At 61.3% G+C, this 15,945-nt stretch carries 15 protein-coding genes and 1 other RNA gene; 7 read left to right on the top strand and 9 right to left on the bottom strand.

Features of this window, described 5'->3' with window-relative positions:
- Positions 1-18 precede the first annotated feature (18 nt).
- Positions 19-1,278: an MFS transporter gene (locus QTL95_RS08315; protein WP_289719505.1), complete on the bottom strand. Its 1,260-nt coding sequence runs from the start codon at positions 1,276-1,278 to the stop codon at positions 19-21.
- A 174-nt stretch (positions 1,279-1,452) separates the two neighbouring features.
- Here QTL95_RS08315 and QTL95_RS08320 point away from each other — a divergent pair, with 174 nt between their 5' ends.
- A complete protein-coding gene (locus tag QTL95_RS08320) occupies positions 1,453-1,617 on the top strand; it encodes a hypothetical protein (RefSeq protein ID WP_197069541.1) in 165 nt (54 codons plus the stop codon).
- A gap of 34 nt (positions 1,618-1,651) precedes the next feature.
- Here the strand turns inward: QTL95_RS08320 and QTL95_RS08325 are convergent, their stop codons facing one another.
- Positions 1,652-2,014, bottom strand: coding sequence for an energy transducer TonB family protein (locus QTL95_RS08325; RefSeq protein ID WP_289719506.1), 363 nt, complete (start codon positions 2,012-2,014; stop codon positions 1,652-1,654).
- A 257-nt stretch (positions 2,015-2,271) separates the two neighbouring features.
- Between QTL95_RS08325 and QTL95_RS08330 the strand changes: the two genes are divergently transcribed.
- Positions 2,272-3,999, top strand: a complete 1,728-nt coding sequence (locus tag QTL95_RS08330; RefSeq protein WP_442981269.1) for a peptidoglycan D,D-transpeptidase FtsI family protein — start codon at positions 2,272-2,274, stop codon at positions 3,997-3,999.
- Between the two features lie 9 nt (positions 4,000-4,008).
- Here QTL95_RS08330 and QTL95_RS08335 read toward each other — a convergent pair whose 3' ends face one another.
- The 7 genes from QTL95_RS08335 to tkt all read right to left on the bottom strand — a co-directional run bounded on the left by QTL95_RS08335 (position 4,009) and on the right by tkt (position 13,272).
- Entirely contained in the window at positions 4,009-4,926 is a 918-nt protein-coding gene (locus QTL95_RS08335) for a PhzF family phenazine biosynthesis protein (protein WP_289719508.1), read from the bottom strand.
- 143 nt (positions 4,927-5,069) lie between these two features.
- Positions 5,070-5,966, bottom strand: a complete 897-nt coding sequence (locus tag QTL95_RS08340) for a fructose bisphosphate aldolase (RefSeq protein WP_289719509.1) — start codon at positions 5,964-5,966, stop codon at positions 5,070-5,072.
- A 333-nt stretch (positions 5,967-6,299) separates the two neighbouring features.
- Complete coding sequence (locus QTL95_RS08345; protein WP_289719510.1) at positions 6,300-7,502, bottom strand: phosphoglycerate kinase; 1,203 nt, start codon at positions 7,500-7,502, stop codon at positions 6,300-6,302.
- Between the two features lie 70 nt (positions 7,503-7,572).
- On the bottom strand, positions 7,573-9,423 hold the full coding sequence (locus tag QTL95_RS08350) for a potassium/proton antiporter (protein WP_289719511.1): 1,851 nt from the start codon (positions 9,421-9,423) through the stop codon (positions 7,573-7,575).
- Between the two features lie 324 nt (positions 9,424-9,747).
- A complete protein-coding gene (locus tag QTL95_RS08355) occupies positions 9,748-10,059 on the bottom strand; it encodes a hypothetical protein (protein ID WP_289719512.1) in 312 nt (103 codons plus the stop codon).
- A gap of 159 nt (positions 10,060-10,218) precedes the next feature.
- Entirely contained in the window at positions 10,219-11,229 is a 1,011-nt protein-coding gene (gene gap, locus QTL95_RS08360) for a type I glyceraldehyde-3-phosphate dehydrogenase (RefSeq protein WP_289719513.1), read from the bottom strand.
- A 69-nt stretch (positions 11,230-11,298) separates the two neighbouring features.
- On the bottom strand, positions 11,299-13,272 hold the full coding sequence (gene tkt / locus QTL95_RS08365; RefSeq protein WP_289719514.1) for a transketolase: 1,974 nt from the start codon (positions 13,270-13,272) through the stop codon (positions 11,299-11,301).
- Positions 13,273-13,609: 337 nt separating this feature from the next.
- Here tkt and QTL95_RS08370 point away from each other — a divergent pair, with 337 nt between their 5' ends.
- The 5 genes from QTL95_RS08370 to QTL95_RS08390 all read left to right on the top strand — a co-directional run bounded on the left by QTL95_RS08370 (position 13,610) and on the right by QTL95_RS08390 (position 15,876).
- On the top strand, positions 13,610-13,885 hold the full coding sequence (locus tag QTL95_RS08370) for a DUF4164 domain-containing protein (RefSeq protein WP_289719515.1): 276 nt from the start codon (positions 13,610-13,612) through the stop codon (positions 13,883-13,885).
- Between the two features lie 15 nt (positions 13,886-13,900).
- The gene (locus QTL95_RS08375; RefSeq protein WP_289719516.1) at positions 13,901-14,278 is read left to right on the top strand and encodes a cell division protein ZapA; all 378 of its coding nucleotides are present in this window, start codon (positions 13,901-13,903) and stop codon (positions 14,276-14,278) included.
- 58 nt (positions 14,279-14,336) lie between these two features.
- Positions 14,337-14,495: non-coding RNA, 6S RNA (gene ssrS, locus QTL95_RS08380), on the top strand.
- Between the two features lie 499 nt (positions 14,496-14,994).
- Positions 14,995-15,141 (top strand): DUF1127 domain-containing protein, encoded by a 147-nt coding sequence (locus QTL95_RS08385; protein WP_289719517.1) that lies wholly within the window; start codon positions 14,995-14,997, stop codon positions 15,139-15,141.
- Between the two features lie 147 nt (positions 15,142-15,288).
- A complete protein-coding gene (locus tag QTL95_RS08390) occupies positions 15,289-15,876 on the top strand; it encodes an IMPACT family protein (protein WP_289719518.1) in 588 nt (195 codons plus the stop codon).
- Positions 15,877-15,945 lie beyond the last annotated feature (69 nt).

Below are 15,945 nucleotides of genomic sequence, written 5' to 3' on the forward strand. Positions count from 1 at the left end.
GTCCGATCCGCGGATGCCTCAGGTCGCCTCGGCGGGCTTGTTCGGCCCGCGGTCGGCGAGCGACATGCCTTCCGGGGTAAGGGTCTGCGACGTGGCGGTCGGGATCGTGGTGTAGGCGTCGCGGCTGGCGGCGGGGATCGGCGCACGCTTGCGGCTGCGGATGATGGCATAGGCGGTGATCAGCACATGCGCGATCGCCGTGACCAGGAACAGAGCATGCGGGTTGATCATGGACATGACAGGACCGCCGATGGTCGGGCCGATGATGGTGCCGATGCCATAGAGCAGAAGCAGGCCGCCCGAGACCTTCACGAAATCCTCCGACGATGCATAGTCGTTCGCGTGGGCGACGGCGATCGGATAGAGCGTGTTGGCGACGGCGCCGTAGAGAATGACCAGTCCGATGATGAAGACCGGCGAGGAGGGGTGCAAAACGGCCAGCAGCAGGCCGGCGAATGCGGCCACCGCCGACATCGCCGCCAGCACATAGCGTCTGTCGATGCGGTCGGAGAGGCGGCCGGCGGGGAACTGCATGATTGCGCCGGCAAAGATGGTGGAGCTCATCATGATGGCGATCGAGGTATCCGACAGGCCGGAGCCGGCACCGAAAACGGCGCCGAGCGTGCCGTAGGCGCCGTTGGCGATGCCGACGAGGAGAATGCCGAGGCAGGAGACCGGCGAATTGCGGTAGAGCGCCGGCAGGTCGAGCTTCACGGCTTTCAGCGGCTGCGGAGAGGCGGCGGTGGAGAGCGTCGTCGGCAGCATGGCGATGCAGTAGAAAATGCCGCAGATCATGAAGAGTACGGGGGTACGCACATCCTCGAGCGGGATCATCATCTGTCCGGCGACAACGCCGAAGAGCGTGATGGCGATATAGAGCGAGAAGATCGCGCCGCGGCTTTCATTGGTGGCGCGCTCGTTCAGCCAGCTCTCGATGATCATGGAGGTGCCGGCGGTCGAGAAGCCGGTGACGGCGCGCAGCAGGACCCACCAGACGGGATGAACGACGATGCCGCTCACCAGCGCGATAATGGCGATGATGGCGATGAAGCCGGAAAAGGCACGGACGTGGCCGACGCGGCTCACCATCTTCGGCGCGACAAGGCAGCCGATAACGAAGCCGGCGGCCCAGGAGGTGCCAAGCAGGCCGAGCGTGGTGGTGGCGTAGCCTTCGAGATTGCCACGGACGGGGAGAAGAATGCCTTGCAGGCCATTGCCCATGAAAAGGAATAGGGTGCCGAACAGCAGTGCGGCAACGGAAAGCAAATTACGTTTCATGTTTTCCCAGACTCTGCGTATTGAACACGGGAAGACATATGGCAGCGCGCGCCGCCGCCCAGTCTTTCCCTTGTTGATTGTGCCCCCGAATGCCTTTACGGCCTATTCACGAGCAGTCGTTGCGCGAAATAATGTCCGTCCTGTGACATTGAGAAGCTATGGAAAAATAAAGACATGACCAAGTTGATCGCGCTGCTGCTCATCCTGGCGATGGCCGTTCACGTCATCAAACCGCTGGGGCTGCCGGGGTTGCGCAAGCGCGCCGATTTCTGGAAGATCGCGTTGTTCGCCTTCGCGATCTGGGCGGTCGCGCTGCTCGGGCGGGATCTGTTCGTGTAGAGGTAGGGGGCGGCGGAGCCAGCCTCCGTCTTGATCACCTGTATTCGGAACGAGGTGCGGTGTAATATCTTGGCAGACCGGGCTTCTTCTTAACGTCCTTCAAGCCTTCTTCAATGGCGTCGCTGGACTGATCCGCTCTCCTCACCAGGGGATAGCTGACGTCAACGGGTTGGTTATAAACGTGGTTGGGCAACGGTGCAGGGACCTTCGTGGGGAAAAATCTCTTTGCGAGTTCCACTGCAAGCTCATTAAATTGCTTATCCGGAGAAGGGTCGACCAGCTTGGCATCGACCAGACGTCCTTTCGAATCTGTAAGCAAGCGGACATTCACGGATTCGTTTGTGCTGCATCCCGCAAGGGCAAAAATCGCCAAGAGTACTGGGGCAAATTTCTTCAACCTTAAACGCCTTTGTTTCGCAGTAGTTGTAATTCTGTCTAATAAGGTGCGCGTCCGTCGTTCAGCGCGCTTTGGCAATTGCAATCAAAAGTAAACGTCTTTGTCAGCTGGCGGGTCGAGATATAGTTTGCGGCGGCCTCTCCAGCGGCGCTAGCCGAGGTTGGTCTTAACGCGCCGTTAATCATCCGAGCGCTACCGTAAGCGTACTAACGGCTTTCGGTGTCCGTTTCCGCAATCGTCTGGCAAGCACCTCTTACATGTCCATCATACATCTTCTCGCGTCTCGAAGCGGCCGCCAGGTCGAGCTTGATGGACCCGGTTCCCATCGCCGAAATCTTATGAAGAAGCCCCGGGGCAAGCCGCAGAAGCGCCGCTCGCGTCTTGGCGTCCTCGCGGCGCTTTTCGTCCTCGGTTACTGCATCATTTGCGGAAAGCTCGTCTACTACGGGATCCATGCGCGCGACGAGACCGCGTCCATTCCCCCCGGCCCATCGATGCTTGCTTCGCGGCCAGACATTCTCGACCGAAACGGCCAGTTGCTCGCCACCGATATCCGCACGGTTTCGATGTTCGCCGAACCGATCAAGGTTGTCGATGCCGACGATGCCGTGGAGAAACTGGCGTCGATCTTTCCCGATCTGGACCGTCGGTCGACTTACCAGAAGCTGACGAACAAGCGATCGCACTTTGCCTGGCTGCGGCGGCAGCTGAGCCCGAAGCAGCAGAGCGAGGTACTGAAGCTCGGGATTCCGGCGATCGGTTTCAGGCCGGAGGTAAAGCGCTTCTATCCGGGCGGACCGACGGCCGCGCATGTGCTCGGATATGTCGATATTGACAATCACGGCGTGACCGGCATGGAGAAGTATCTGGACCAGCAGGGGCTGTCGGACCTCGCCTCGGCGGGGCTCACCGGCGTCAACACGCTGGAGCCCGTCAAACTCTCCATCGACCTCAGGGCGCAGAACGTCGTTCACGATGTCGTCGTGGATGCGCTGACGCGCTACGAGAGCAAGGCGGCGGGTGCCGTTATCCTCGACATCCACACCGGCGAGGTTCTCGCCATGGCCTCGGCGCCGGACTTCGACCCCAACGACCCCCACGCTACGGGCAGCGACGGCTGGCTGAACCGCATGTCAGGCGGCACCTTCGAAATGGGGTCGACCTTCAAGACCTTCTCGATGGCAATGGCACTCGATAGCGGTCTGGTAAAGCTCACGGATACGTTCGATGCGACCAAGCCGATCCGCATCGGCGGCTTTACGATTCATGACGACGCTTATGTTCCGCGCCGGTGGCTCACCGTGCCGGAAATCTTTCGCCATTCCTCCAACATCGGCACCGCCCGGATGATCGATATCATCGGCATGGACAAGCAGCGGGAATATCTGAAGCGCTTCGGCCTTCTCACCCGGATGGAGACCGAGCTGCCGGAGGTGAAGACGCCGAGCCAGCCGAAGGTCTGGAAGAAGATCAATTCGATCACCGTCTCCTTCGGCCATGGTGTGGCAACGACGCCGTTGCAGACCGCGGTCGCAGGCGCCGCGCTGGTCGATGGCGGCGAGCTGATCGAACCGACCTTCCTGCCGCGCACGGCGGAGCAGGCGAGTGCCGTCGCCGAGCGTGTCGTCAAGCCGAGCACCAGCGACACGATCCGCGCGCTCTTCAAGCTCAACGGCGAGGAGGGGTCGGGCAAGAGTGCCGACGTGCCGGGTTTCCATGTGGGTGGCAAGACGGGGACTGCGAACAAGGTCATCAACGGGCGGTATTCGCACGTGCTGAGTTTCAACGCCTATCTGGCGGCGTTCCCGATCCAGGATCCGAAATACGTGGTGCTTTCCTTCTGCGACGAGCCGCGAAAGGGCGATCACGGCATGACATTCGCCACTAACAACGCCGCTCCCATGGTGCATGATATCGTGGCGCGCGTCGCACCGATGCTTGGTGTGCAGCCCGATTTCGGCAGCAACCTGCTTGTCGCCTACTGACAATCAGGTTCAGTAGGCGATCTCGCCGCGCATGACCTCGACGCAGGCGCCGCAGATCGTTACATCCGTGACGACGCCGTTCGTCTTGACGACGTCGACGCCGATGATGCTTCGACGGCCCATTTCGACGCCTTGCTCGATAGTCAGCGACACCCTCATGTCCGCGTCCGGCTCCAGGGAGACGAGATAGGCGGCGAGGGCAGCCGAGGCGCTGCCGGTGGCGGGGTCCTCCGGTACGTTGTCGAGCGGCGCGAACATGCGGGCACGGATCGCCCAGGGCGTCTCGGGTGTCCTGACATAGACGAACAGCGAGAAGTCGTGGTTCCCCTCCGGCGTCGGGCCCGCGGCATCTTGGAAGCAGGCGAGATTCGGCCGGGCGGCGGCCAGCGCATCGAGGCCGGTGAGCTCGGCAACGACGAAGCTCAGGCCGACCGATGCAAGAACCGGACGATGAACGCGGGCACTGACCTGTGAAGCGTCGATCGAGATGCAGCGGGCCACGGTTTCCTCGGAAACGATGCGGCCTGTCACCAGCGGCCCCGGCGCGCGGATGGCGGCGGAAACGACACGTTCGCCCTCGCGTCTGAGATCGACCGTGACCAGACCTGCTTTCTCCTCGAAGCGCATGACCTCATCGACTGGCCTGCCGAAAACCTCGCCGCGTGCGCCGAGCACATAGGCGGTGCCGACATTGGGGTGGCCGGCGAAGGGCACTTCCATGGTGGGCGTGAAGATGCGCACGCGGGCGGTGTTGTCCGGATTTTCAGGCGGCAGCACGAAGGTGACTTCGGAGTAGCCGAACTCGGCCGCGATCTTCTGCATGTCCTCGTCGCTCAGCCCTCGCGCATCCGTCATGACGGCAAGCGGGTTGCCCTCGAAGCGGTTGGTGGTGAAGACATCGACGGTGGTGAAGGAAACGGTGGGCATGGCGGCACTCCGGAATGCAGGGAGGCACATGAGTAGCCATCTTCCTCAGGCGGCTGAAGGGCAATCTTGTCGCCGTGACAATCAACCGCCAACAAAAAGCCGGCCGCTCTAGACGGCCGGCTTGTGAAAGTGCTGCTGGCGTATCAGGCCTTGTTGACGCTGGCGGCGTAGATCTGGTCGATCGTTTCGGCCAGGCTGGCGTCGAACTCCGCGTCGCTCATGGTGACCCGCAGGTTTTCCGTCAGCGCGCGCGAGAAGCTTGCGATCATGCCGTGGTTGTGGCTGAGCTTCTCGCAGGCATCGACACGGCTGTAGCCGCCGGAAAGGGCGACGACCCGCACGACAGACTTGTGGGCGATCAGCGGCGCGTAGAAATCGGGGACCGTCGGGATCGTCAGTTTGAGCAGCACCTTTTCGCTCGCCGGAAGCAGGTCGAGCTGCTTTGCGATCTCGTCGCGAAGAATGGTCTCCGCCTCTGCCTTTGTCGGGCTTTTGATCGAAACTTCAGGCTCGACGATCGGAACGAGGCCGTTGCCGATGATCTGGCGCGCCACCTCGAACTGCTGCTTTACGACGGCTGCAATGCCCGCCTTGTCGGCGTTCGCGATCACCGAGCGCATCTTGGTGCCGAACATTCCCTTGTCGCGGCCGCGCGCCAGGAGAGCGTCGAGATCGGGCATCGGCTTCATCATCTGGACACCGTTTTCTTCGGCAGCCAGGCCCTTGTCGACTTTTAGAAGCGGCACGACGCCGCGCTTCTCCCAGAGATAGGAGGGAACCGCCTGGCCGTCGACCTCGCCGTCCATGGTCCGCTCGAACAGGATGGCGGCGATGATCTTTTCGCCGGTGAAGGCGGGGGCGCTCATGATGCGGACACGCATGGCGTGCATCATACGGAACATCTCCTCGTCACCCTGGTAATCGGTGTCAGCAATGCCGTAGAGACGCAACGCTCCAGGTGTCGAACCACCGCTCTGATCCAGCGCTGCAATGAATCCCGGCGCCGAGCTGATCTTGTTCAACATCTTCGCGTCGACCATACTTCATTCCTTCCCTCAAACTGGCGCATTGCGCGCGGATTATTCTATTTCAAAACCGATCGGCAAAGCGCAATCGATCAACCAAGGGATCGACGTGCAGCAAGATGTTCGCTCGCGTCGGGCTCGCACGAGAAAAACCTGCCAAATGACAAATCTAGGTCGCCGATAGCAGAAGTTTATGGGTGCGAAAATGTTCGCTAAAAGCCTTAAAACGTTTGAATTCTTTTAAATCGTTTGAATGTTTGGGCATTTGCTCGGCAGAAACGCAAAAGACCGCGACGCTTGCGCGCCGCGGTCTATCTCACTGTAAAAACTGCCGAATCGGCGTGCGCGCTACTTGGCCTTGTTGAGAACCTCAACGCCCGGGAGAACCTTGCCCTCCATCCACTCGAGGAAGGCGCCGCCTGCCGTCGAGACGTAGGAGAAGTCCTCGGCAACGCCAGCATGATTGAGAGCGGACACCGTGTCGCCGCCACCGGCGACCGAGGTCAGCTTGCCGGCCTTGGTGCGCTCGGCGGCGTATTTCGCGACAGCGACCGTCGCCTTGTCGAAGGGCTCGATCTCGAACGCACCGAGAGGACCGTTCCAGACCAGCGTGTTGGCGCGCTCGATCCAGGCGTTGATCGCAGCGATCGACTTGGCGCCGACGTCGAGAACCATGGCATCTTCGGGAATGGCGTCGATGGCGACGGTTTCGTTGGGGGCACCGGCCTTGAACTCGCGGGCGACGACGCCGTCTTCCGGCAGGATGATGGCGCAGCCCGCGGTGGCGGCTTCGATCATGATCTGGCGGGCGGTGTCGGCGAGGTCGTGCTCGCACAGCGACTTGCCGACATTGGTCCCGCGGGCGGCGATGAAGGTGTTTGCCATGCCGCCGCCGATGACCAGTGCGTCAACCTTCTTCACGAGGTTCATCAGGAGGTCGATCTTGGTCGAAACCTTGGCGCCGCCGACGATCGCGACCACGGGACGGCTAGGATTGCCGAGGCCCTGCTCGAGGGCTTCAAGCTCGGCCTGCATGGTGCGGCCGGCATAGGCGGGGAGGTGATGGGCCAAGCCTTCGGTCGAGGCGTGCGCGCGGTGCGCGGCCGAGAAGGCGTCGTTGACATAGATGTCGCCGTTGGCGGCTAGCGCCTTGACGAATTCAGGGTCGTTCTTCTCTTCGCCCTTGTGGAAGCGGGTGTTTTCGAGAAGCAGTATGTCGCCGTTGCCGAGAGCGGCCACCGCGCTTGCGGCGGCGTCGCCAATCGCGTCGGTCGCGGTCTGTACCTTGTGGTTCAGCACTTTCTCGACAGAAGGCGCGATCAGCGACAGCGACAGATCCGGCGACGGGCCATCCTTGGGGCGGCCGAAATGAGCGAGCAGGATGACCTTGGCACCTTTGCCAGACAATTCGAGGATCGTCGGGGCGACGCGCTCGATGCGGGTCGTGTCGGTGACCTTGCCGTCCTTCATCGGAACGTTGAGGTCAACGCGGACGAGAACACGCTTTCCGGCAATGTCGTTGAGGTCGTTGAGGGTCTTGAAGGAAGGCATGGGAAAGTCCATTCGTTATTGCCCAGAAGATGCGGGGACCATAGCAAGGATCATCCGAGACGCAAGGTATTCAGCGCGGGTTTTCATCGCCTTTGGATGCCGCGGCGGCGGCAGCCGCTTCCTTGTCCCTGCGGCCTTTCAGCCGGTCGCGGATGCGGTCGATGATATCGCGCATATTGATGAAGATCGGCAGGGTCACGGCCGGCTCGACGGCTTCCAGCGACATGCCGACGGAACTGATATGATCGTGATCGTCAAGGTCGCGGACGATAAGAATGATGGAGCCGAGACGGACGCGGTCGGCGTAATCGGCCTTGCCCCCGAGCCGCTGCTTCATCAGTTCGCCGATGGTCAGGCCCTTCTCGTTTTCGTTGAGCAGGCCGGGGCCGTAGGCGGCGTCTAGATCGGCTGCGGGCCTTGCCGGCGACAGCGCGAAGGCGCCAAAGAAATCCGCATCGTCCTCATCGACAGGCGCGCGGCTGGCGAAGAGCTTGTCGAGCAGGCGGGAGTAGGACGGAACGATGAAGAGATAGACGAGATCGTTCTCCCGCAGGCGGCCGGCATATTGGTAGCGCATCGACTTTCCGTCGCGGATGACGAGCGACGGTGTCGCCCAGCGCGGAATGCGCTCGCCGCGCAGGATCGGGCTATCCTTGATCACGCGGTAGGAGAGAAGCTCGTGGTTGGCGGCACCCGGCAGATCCACCTCGACCTTGTCGACCGCGCCCATACGCGGAGGAATGATCAGCCCGAGCTTCTTTGCCACCGGCTTGATGGTCCACCCCTGCACCAGGAGCGAGACGAGAACGATGATGAAGGCGGTGTTGAAATAAACCTGGCTGCTTTCCAGCCCGCCGAGGATCGGCATGATAGCGAGCAGGATCGACACGGCGCCGCGCAGGCCGACCCAGGCGACGAAGCCGATCTCCTGCTGCGTGTAGTCATAGGGCAGCAGCGACAGCCAGACGGCCAGCGGGCGGGCGACGAAGATCAGGAAGAGGGCGAGCAACACGGCCGGGATGGCAATCTGAGGGAATTGCGAGGGTGTTGCGAGCAGGCCGAGCACCAGGAACATGATGATCTGCGCCAGCCAAGTCATGCCGTCCTGGAAGCGCTTGATCGAGGCATAGCCCGGCAGCTTGCGATTGCCGGCATAGATGCCGGCGACATAGACGGCCAGGAAGCCGCTGCCGCCAAGCGCGCCGGTGAAGGAAAAGACAAGAAGAGCGAGCGCCAGCACGAAGATCGGGGTGAGGCCGCGATCGGTTTCAAGCTTGCCGACGATCAGCACGATCATCATGCCGCCGAGCAGGCCGAGAATGACGCCGAGGCCCATCTGCTGGACGAACATGGCAAGCATGCCGATATTGATGCCGTGATAGCGTTCGCCGCTGGCGAGCACCTCGACCAGCGCGATGGTGAGGAAAATTGCCATCGGGTCGTTGGTGCCGGATTCCACTTCCAGCGTCGAGCGCACCTTGTCGCGGATGTTGATGCCGCCAATGCGCAACAGGAAGAAAACAGCGGCCGCGTCGGTCGAGGCGACGATGGAGCCGAGCAGGGTGCCCTCCAGCCAGCTAAAGTTCAGCAGCCACATGGCCGCAAGACCGAACAGCGCGGCCGTCATGAGGACGCCGACGGAGGCCAGCGTGATTGAAGGGATCGCCGCGAGCTTGAAAGCCTGGACAGGTGTGCCGAAGCCTGAATCGAAGAGAATGACGGCGAGCGCGATTGATCCGAGAATATAGGCCAGATAGTTGTTGGTGAATTCGATGCCGAAGCCGTCGGTGCCGGCGATCAGCCCGATCCCCAGGAAGAGCAGAAGGAGGGGAGCGCCGAAGCGGAAGGCGAGCAGGCTGGAGAATGCCGCGAGAAGCACAAGCGCCGTCGATACGAGTACGACGATATAAAATGCTTCCATGGCGATCCCCTATGCATCAATCAAAGCCGCAGCACCGCCTCCCGCCGATCGCTGCAATATTAAAACAGCCTCATCTCTTTGCGTATCGGAATCCGACGTTGCCACCCAAGGACAAGGTCATAGCGGAGGGCAGACCCGAAGGACTAACCCTGCTTGCGCGGCGTCATGCTGCTGAATGGTCTGCCTACAGGCAAATCGGATGAACGGTTCGAGACTGAGCCTGTTCAAACAGTAAAGTCAAATCGGGCGAGAGCAGGGCAAAAAGCAATGCCCTGTCTTTTTCTTGCATATTCCCCGGCGAGGAATGAAAGATGCGAAACCGCGTCAAGCTTCGGTCTCGTCCTCGTCGTCCATGTCGGAGATCGGGATGAGGAAGACGACAAACTCATCGTCGATGGTGCGCGAGGGATCGTCATCGAACTCGTAGGCATGTTCGACTTCGCTCGCCTCTTCCGACGTCGCCTTGCGCAAGGTGATTGCCGTAACGCCATCCCACACGGGCTTGCCCTGTGATTCCAGGATGGTCAGGTCCTCGCGAAAGTCTTCGGCTTCGAAGAAATGCTTCGCGTCTTCGTCGTTCTCGGAACGAAAACAGGCAATCGCACTGCCGCCGATCTCGATCGTAAAATAGTCCATGGCATTCTCTTTCGCTTGAGCGGTCATCCGGGTTTTGACAGTACGGCGATCGGCAGCGGGACACCAGCCAAATCGCCTGCGCGACAGTCGTCGGGCCAGTAAAAGAAAAAGCGGCCCGGTTGCCCGAGCCGCTCTTCAGAAAGTCGTGTCGCGAAAACCTTAGATGGTCTTGGCGAAGGCGACGGCCGTGTCCGACATGCGGCTCGAGAAGCCCCACTCATTGTCGTACCAGGACAGAACGCGCACGAAGTTGCCTTCCATGACCTTGGTCTGGTCGGTGGCGAAGATCGAGGAGTGGCTGTCGTGGTTGAAGTCGCGCGAAACCAGCGGCTCGTCGGTGAAGCCGAGGATGCCCTTGAGCTTGCCATTGGCGGCAGCCTTGATGGCTTCGTTGATTTCGCCAACCGTGGTGGCCTTCTTGGCGACGAACTTGAAGTCGACGACCGAGACGTTCGGGGTCGGAACGCGGATCGACGTGCCGTCGAGCTTGCCCTTGAGGTGCGGCAGAACGAGGCCGACAGCCTTGGCGGCACCGGTCGAGGTCGGGATCATGGACAGGGCCGCGGCGCGGGCGCGGTACAGATCCTTGTGCATCGTGTCGAGCGTCGGCTGGTCACCCGTGTAGGAGTGGATCGTGGTCATGAAGCCGTGGTCGATGCCGACGGCGTCGTCGAGAATCTTGACGACCGGTACCAGGCAATTCGTGGTGCACGACGCGTTGGAGATGACCAGGTGGTCCTTGGTCAGCTGGTCGTGGTTGACGCCGAAGACGACGGTCAGGTCGGCGCCATCGGCAGGAGCCGAAACGATGACGCGCTTGGCGCCAGCCGTCAGGTGAGCGGCGGCCTTGTCACGCGAGGTGAAGATGCCGGTGCACTCGAGCGCGATGTCGATGCCGAGTTCGCCGTGCGGCAGCTGCGCCGGATCACGGACAGCGGTGACCTTGATCGGCTTGCCGCCGCCGACGGTGATCGTGTCACCTTCGACCTTCACTTCGGCCGGGAACTTGCCGTGGATGCTGTCATAGCGCAGCAGGTGCGCGTTGGTTTCGACCGGGCCGAGATCGTTGATGGCGACGACTTCGATGTCGGTACGGCCGGATTCGACGATGGCGCGGAGAACATTGCGGCCGATACGGCCGAAGCCGTTGATGGCAACCTTTACAGTCATGTGTTTCTCTCCCGAGAGTAGGGCTTGCGTTGTGGAATGAGGAGCGCCCTCGGGCGCTCCTTTATCAGATCAAAGCTTGGCTTCAACGGCAGCGACCACAGCTTCCGCCGTGATGCCGAACTTCTTGAAGACTTCCTTGGCTGGGCCGGAAGCGCCGAAGCTCTTCATGCCGATGAAGGTGCCTTCCGGACCGATGAACGCATCCCAGCCTTCGCGGACGGCGGCTTCGACGGCGATCTTGATCGGCGAGTTGCCGATGATTTCCTTGCGGTAGGCATCCGGCTGCTCGAAGAACAGTTCGGTGCAGGGGACCGAGACGACGCGGACGGACACGCCCTTTTCCTCGAGCGTCTTGCGTGCGGCGATGGCGAGTTCGACTTCGGAGCCCGAAGCGAAGATCGTCGCCTTGGCATCGGCGTTGCCGGCCAGGGTATAGGCGCCCTTGGTCGTGAGGTTCTCTTCCGAGTATTCCGTACGAACGGTCGTCAGGTTCTGGCGGGTTAGGGCGAGCGCGGTCGGGCGATCCTTGGTCTTCAGCGCGATCTGCCACGCCTCGGCCGTTTCCGTGACGTCGGCCGGACGGAAGACCATCAGGTTCGGGACAGCACGCAGGCTCGCCACCTGTTCGACCGGCTGGTGCGTCGGGCCGTCTTCGCCGACGCCGATGGAATCATGCGTCAGGACGTGGACGAGGCGGATACCCATCAGCGCAGCGAGGCGGATCGGAGGGCGGCAATAGTCCGAGAAGATCATGAAGCCGCCGCCATAAGGCATCAGGCCGCCATGCAGCGAGACGCCGTTCATGGCAGATGCCATGCCATGCTCGCGGATACCCCAGTGCATATAGCGGCCGGAGAAGTCCGTCGGCGTGATCGACGTCATCTGGCTGGTCTTGGTGTTGTTCGACGGCGTCAGGTCGGCCGAACCGCCGAGCGTTTCCGGCAGGATGCCGTTGATGACTTCGAGAACGTCCTCGGAAGCCTTACGCGTAGCAACTGTCGGCTTGGTCTCGACGATCTTCTTCTTCAGGTCGGCAATCGCAGCGTCGAAGCCCGCAGGCAGATCACCGGCGAAGCGGCGGTCGAACTCGGCCTTGTCGGCGGACTTGGCCAAGCGGCCTTCCCATGCCTTGACGGTTTCGGTCGAACGGACGCCGGCGGCGCGCCAATCGGAGAGAACGTCGTTCGGGATGACGAAGGGCTCGTAGTCCCAGTTCAGCGCCTTGCGGGTCGCGGCGATTTCATCGGCGCCGAGCGGCGAACCGTGAACCTTGTGGCTGCCCTGCTTGTTGGGGGCGCCGAAGCCGATGACGGTCTTGCAGGCAATGAAGGTCGGCTTGTCGGACTTGTGGGCTTCCTCGATGGCAGCTGCAATCGCAGCCTGATCGTGGCCGTCGACTTCGATCGTGTGCCAGTGAACAGCCTTGAAGCGCATGATCTGGTCGGTGGAATCCGACAGGGAGACAGCGCCGTCGATGGTGATCGAGTTGTTGTCCCAGAAGAGGATGAGCTTGTTGAGCTTCAGGTGGCCGGCGAGCGCGATGGCTTCATGGCTGATGCCTTCCATCAGGCAGCCGTCGCCGTTGATCACGTAGGTGTAGTGATCCTGCAGGTCGGCGCCGAATTCCTCGCGCAGCTTACGTTCGGCGATCGCCATGCCAACCGCGTTGGCAATGCCCTGGCCGAGCGGGCCGGTGGTGGTTTCGATGCCCGTGGCGTGGCCGTATTCCGGGTGACCGGCGGTCTTGGAGCCGAGCTGGCGGAAAGCTTTCAGATCATCAACCGACATGTCCGGATAGCCGGTCAGATAGAGCAGCGAGTAGAGCAGCATCGAGCCGTGGCCGGCCGACAGCACGAAGCGGTCGCGGTCGGGCCAATGCGGCTTGGTCGGGTCGAACTTCAGATACTTCGAGAACAGGACGGTGGCGACGTCGGCCATGCCCATCGGCATGCCAGGATGGCCGGAATTCGCCTTCTCGACTGCATCCATTGCGAGGAAACGGATCGCATTCGCCATCCGGTCGTGTTGTTCAGGAGAAATCATCGCTATTCCGCTTGTTCCGGGGTGTCGGGGGATGGCCTCAAGCCTGCGGAGACCATCAATGAGAGCGGGTGCACAAATAGCAGTTGGAACGGCCAAGTCAATAAATCCGAGCCCCAATAGAGGACCCCGAATGACGATTTTTGACATTTGACCATCGATTTTAACAAAAGTTGACAGCCTTGTGACGGTGTCAACGATTTCGGTCATCCACAGATTAGCGTACCTGCCGGCCTGTGACCTTTATTGACGCACAGTTGGCGAGTTGCATATCCTCTTGGAAACATCGCTCGGCCCCGATTGCCGATTCGCGGGTCTTGCGCGGGGAAGCGGAAGAGACATGACATCCACAGGCAACAGCATCGACGCAGCGCTCGCGGAGCTCAGGCAAGCCGTTTCGGCTCTTGACAACGCTGTCGACGCCCGGCTCGAGCGGCAGCGCGAGAGCGGAGAGATCGAAGGCGAAGTTCGCCGCGTGCACGCCGATCGCTCCAAGCTCGCGCAGGAGCTGGACCAGGCCGAGTTCCGCGCGAACCGACTGGAAGAGGTCAATCGCGAGGTTTCCAGGCGGCTGGTGACGGCGATGGAAACGATCCGCGCGGTCCTCGATCGATAATGAAGGGCAGATGAGATGGCGCAGGTAACGGTAACGATCGACGGCAAGGCCTATAGGATGGCCTGCGAGGAGGGGCAGGAAGATCACCTGACCGATCTCGCGACCCGCTTCGACCGCTACGTCGGCCATCTCAAGGGACAGTTCGGCGAAATCGGCGATCTCAGGATCACCGTCATGGCCGGCATCATGGTCATGGACGAGATCTCGGAGCTGACGCGCCGCGTCGCCGGGCTCGAAACCGAGCTGGAAGCCCTGCGCGGCTCCCGCGAGACGGCAATGGCCGCGACGGCGCGGACGGAAGAAAGCCTCGCGGTGGCGCTTGGCGAGGTTACCATGCGCATCCAGGGGCTTGCCGACAAGCTGAGCGGCCGCGCGCCGGCCGAGCTCAATTAAATCGCCAGGCCATGTGCCAGCCTCTGGCGCGGTCCGAAAATCAGTCTTATATAACAGCTGCGATCTGCGCCTCTCGACAGGAACCACAATCCCTGGGGCCATACTCGATCCAAAGGGAGCTGTCCCTGGCCAGGCCCGTGGGCTTGGACATATGGCGCCCACCTACGTTTGTAGGCACCCAGGATCGTAAACCTCCATCGGTTGCCGCGGATCGCACTTTCTCCTTCCCTGGATCGTTGAGTTATTGCCTGCGGTAGATGCCGTTCGATGCATCGTCGTGCAGCGTTTTCGCAGGTGAGCCACGTTTTCAATGCTCGTGACGGCCGGGTGCCGATTTCTGCAAATGACCTATGCGCTGAGCGCAATTTGGTGGATTTTGGCGTTTCACGCAGAATTCGCGGATGCAGGAGTGATAATCGTCCTGCGTTTCCTAATTAAAACGGTTAAACGTACGTTAATTGCCGGCCATGGCTGTTAAGCGTCAAAACCGCAGTAAGCCGATGGCGCTTGCGCAAGCTTTTGCCTGAAACGTTTACGGTCATTTATGAGGCAAAATCATTGGGCATATTTTCGTCAAGCTATGCGTTTTGTGCATTGGTGATCTGATGCTTTAGCGCTGTTCGGTCCCGGCCTTCCTGCGTATATTCGCATCAACAGAAAGACACCGGCGGCAAGAACGCTGCCGAGCACTGACAAGCCCTAGAAAGGGGACCATCATGAACGTAGCACGCTCCTTCAATAACTGGCGCAAGTATCGTCAGACCGTTTCCGAACTCGGCCGCATGTCGAACCGCGACCTGCACGACCTCGGCATCGACCGCGCCGACATCCAGCGCGTCGCCCGCGCGGCCGTCGCTCGCTAAGACCTTTCGATCCTCCTGCCTTCGGGCCGGCCGGTATCCCAAAACGCCCGCTCCTCGCAGCGGGCGTTTTCGCGTCCAGGCTTCCATGTTGCCGATAGCCTCCGGTTTTGCTTGCCGGGCTGCCCGTCCAGCGGGTATGGCGAGTTCATGTTTTCACTGGAACGTACCGAGACCTGCGAGCAGATCGTCAAAAAGAGCCGGTTTCGCGCGGTGGCGGCGCCGATATCCGGCGAGCAGGATGTCAGGGATCTCCTGGCGACGCATTCCGATCCCGATGCCAACCACAATTGCTGGGCATGGCGGATCGGCCAGAACTATCGCTTCAGCGACGACGGCGAGCCGAGCGGCACGGCAGGCAAGCCGATCCTGCAGGCGATCGACGGGCAATCTCTCGACAATGTGATCGTGGTGGTGACGCGCTGGTTCGGCGGCGTGCTGCTCGGCACCGGCGGGCTGATCCGAGCCTATGGCGGGACGGCCGCGATTTGCCTGCGTGCCGCCGGCACCGTGGAACTGGTCGCTATGGTCGATGTGGTCATTCGCGTCGGTTTTTCCGATCTTGCCCTGGTCAAAGCGAGACTTGCGGCCGCGCCGGGCGTTCGCGTCGCCAGCGAAGCCTTTCTTGACGATGGGGCGGAATTGACGTTGGCTATACCGGAGGCGATATCACGGGAGGTCGCGCGCAGCATCGCCGACGCGACGAGCGGGCGCGTCATTATGACTTTCCAGCCATGACGTCATGGCGTATCAGCTATGCCGTCAGAGGCGTCATATGACAGAGACTTCGCTTGCCTGACGCGATTT

The organism is Rhizobium sp. S152, assembly GCF_030380735.1.
Lineage (GTDB): Bacteria > Pseudomonadota > Alphaproteobacteria > Rhizobiales > Rhizobiaceae > Rhizobium.

Coding starts and splice junctions, on each gene's coding strand:
- QTL95_RS08375 (WP_289719516.1), top strand. CDS start 13,901: ATGGCGCAGGTAACGGTAACGATCGACGGCAAGGCCTATAGGATGGCC.
- QTL95_RS08315 (WP_289719505.1), bottom strand. CDS start 1,278: ATGAAACGTAATTTGCTTTCCGTTGCCGCACTGCTGTTCGGCACCCTA.
- QTL95_RS08335 (WP_289719508.1), bottom strand. CDS start 4,926: ATGCCCACCGTTTCCTTCACCACCGTCGATGTCTTCACCACCAACCGC.
- QTL95_RS08355 (WP_289719512.1), bottom strand. CDS start 10,059: ATGGACTATTTTACGATCGAGATCGGCGGCAGTGCGATTGCCTGTTTT.
- QTL95_RS08350 (WP_289719511.1), bottom strand. CDS start 9,423: ATGGAAGCATTTTATATCGTCGTACTCGTATCGACGGCGCTTGTGCTT.
- tkt (WP_289719514.1), bottom strand. CDS start 13,272: ATGATTTCTCCTGAACAACACGACCGGATGGCGAATGCGATCCGTTTC.
- QTL95_RS08320 (WP_197069541.1), top strand. CDS start 1,453: ATGACCAAGTTGATCGCGCTGCTGCTCATCCTGGCGATGGCCGTTCAC.
- QTL95_RS08345 (WP_289719510.1), bottom strand. CDS start 7,502: ATGCCTTCCTTCAAGACCCTCAACGACCTCAACGACATTGCCGGAAAG.
- QTL95_RS08330 (WP_442981269.1), top strand. CDS start 2,272: ATGTCCATCATACATCTTCTCGCGTCTCGAAGCGGCCGCCAGGTCGAG.
- gap (WP_289719513.1), bottom strand. CDS start 11,229: ATGACTGTAAAGGTTGCCATCAACGGCTTCGGCCGTATCGGCCGCAAT.
- QTL95_RS08370 (WP_289719515.1), top strand. CDS start 13,610: ATGACATCCACAGGCAACAGCATCGACGCAGCGCTCGCGGAGCTCAGG.
- QTL95_RS08390 (WP_289719518.1), top strand. CDS start 15,289: ATGTTTTCACTGGAACGTACCGAGACCTGCGAGCAGATCGTCAAAAAG.
- QTL95_RS08385 (WP_289719517.1), top strand. CDS start 14,995: ATGAACGTAGCACGCTCCTTCAATAACTGGCGCAAGTATCGTCAGACC.
- QTL95_RS08340 (WP_289719509.1), bottom strand. CDS start 5,966: ATGGTCGACGCGAAGATGTTGAACAAGATCAGCTCGGCGCCGGGATTC.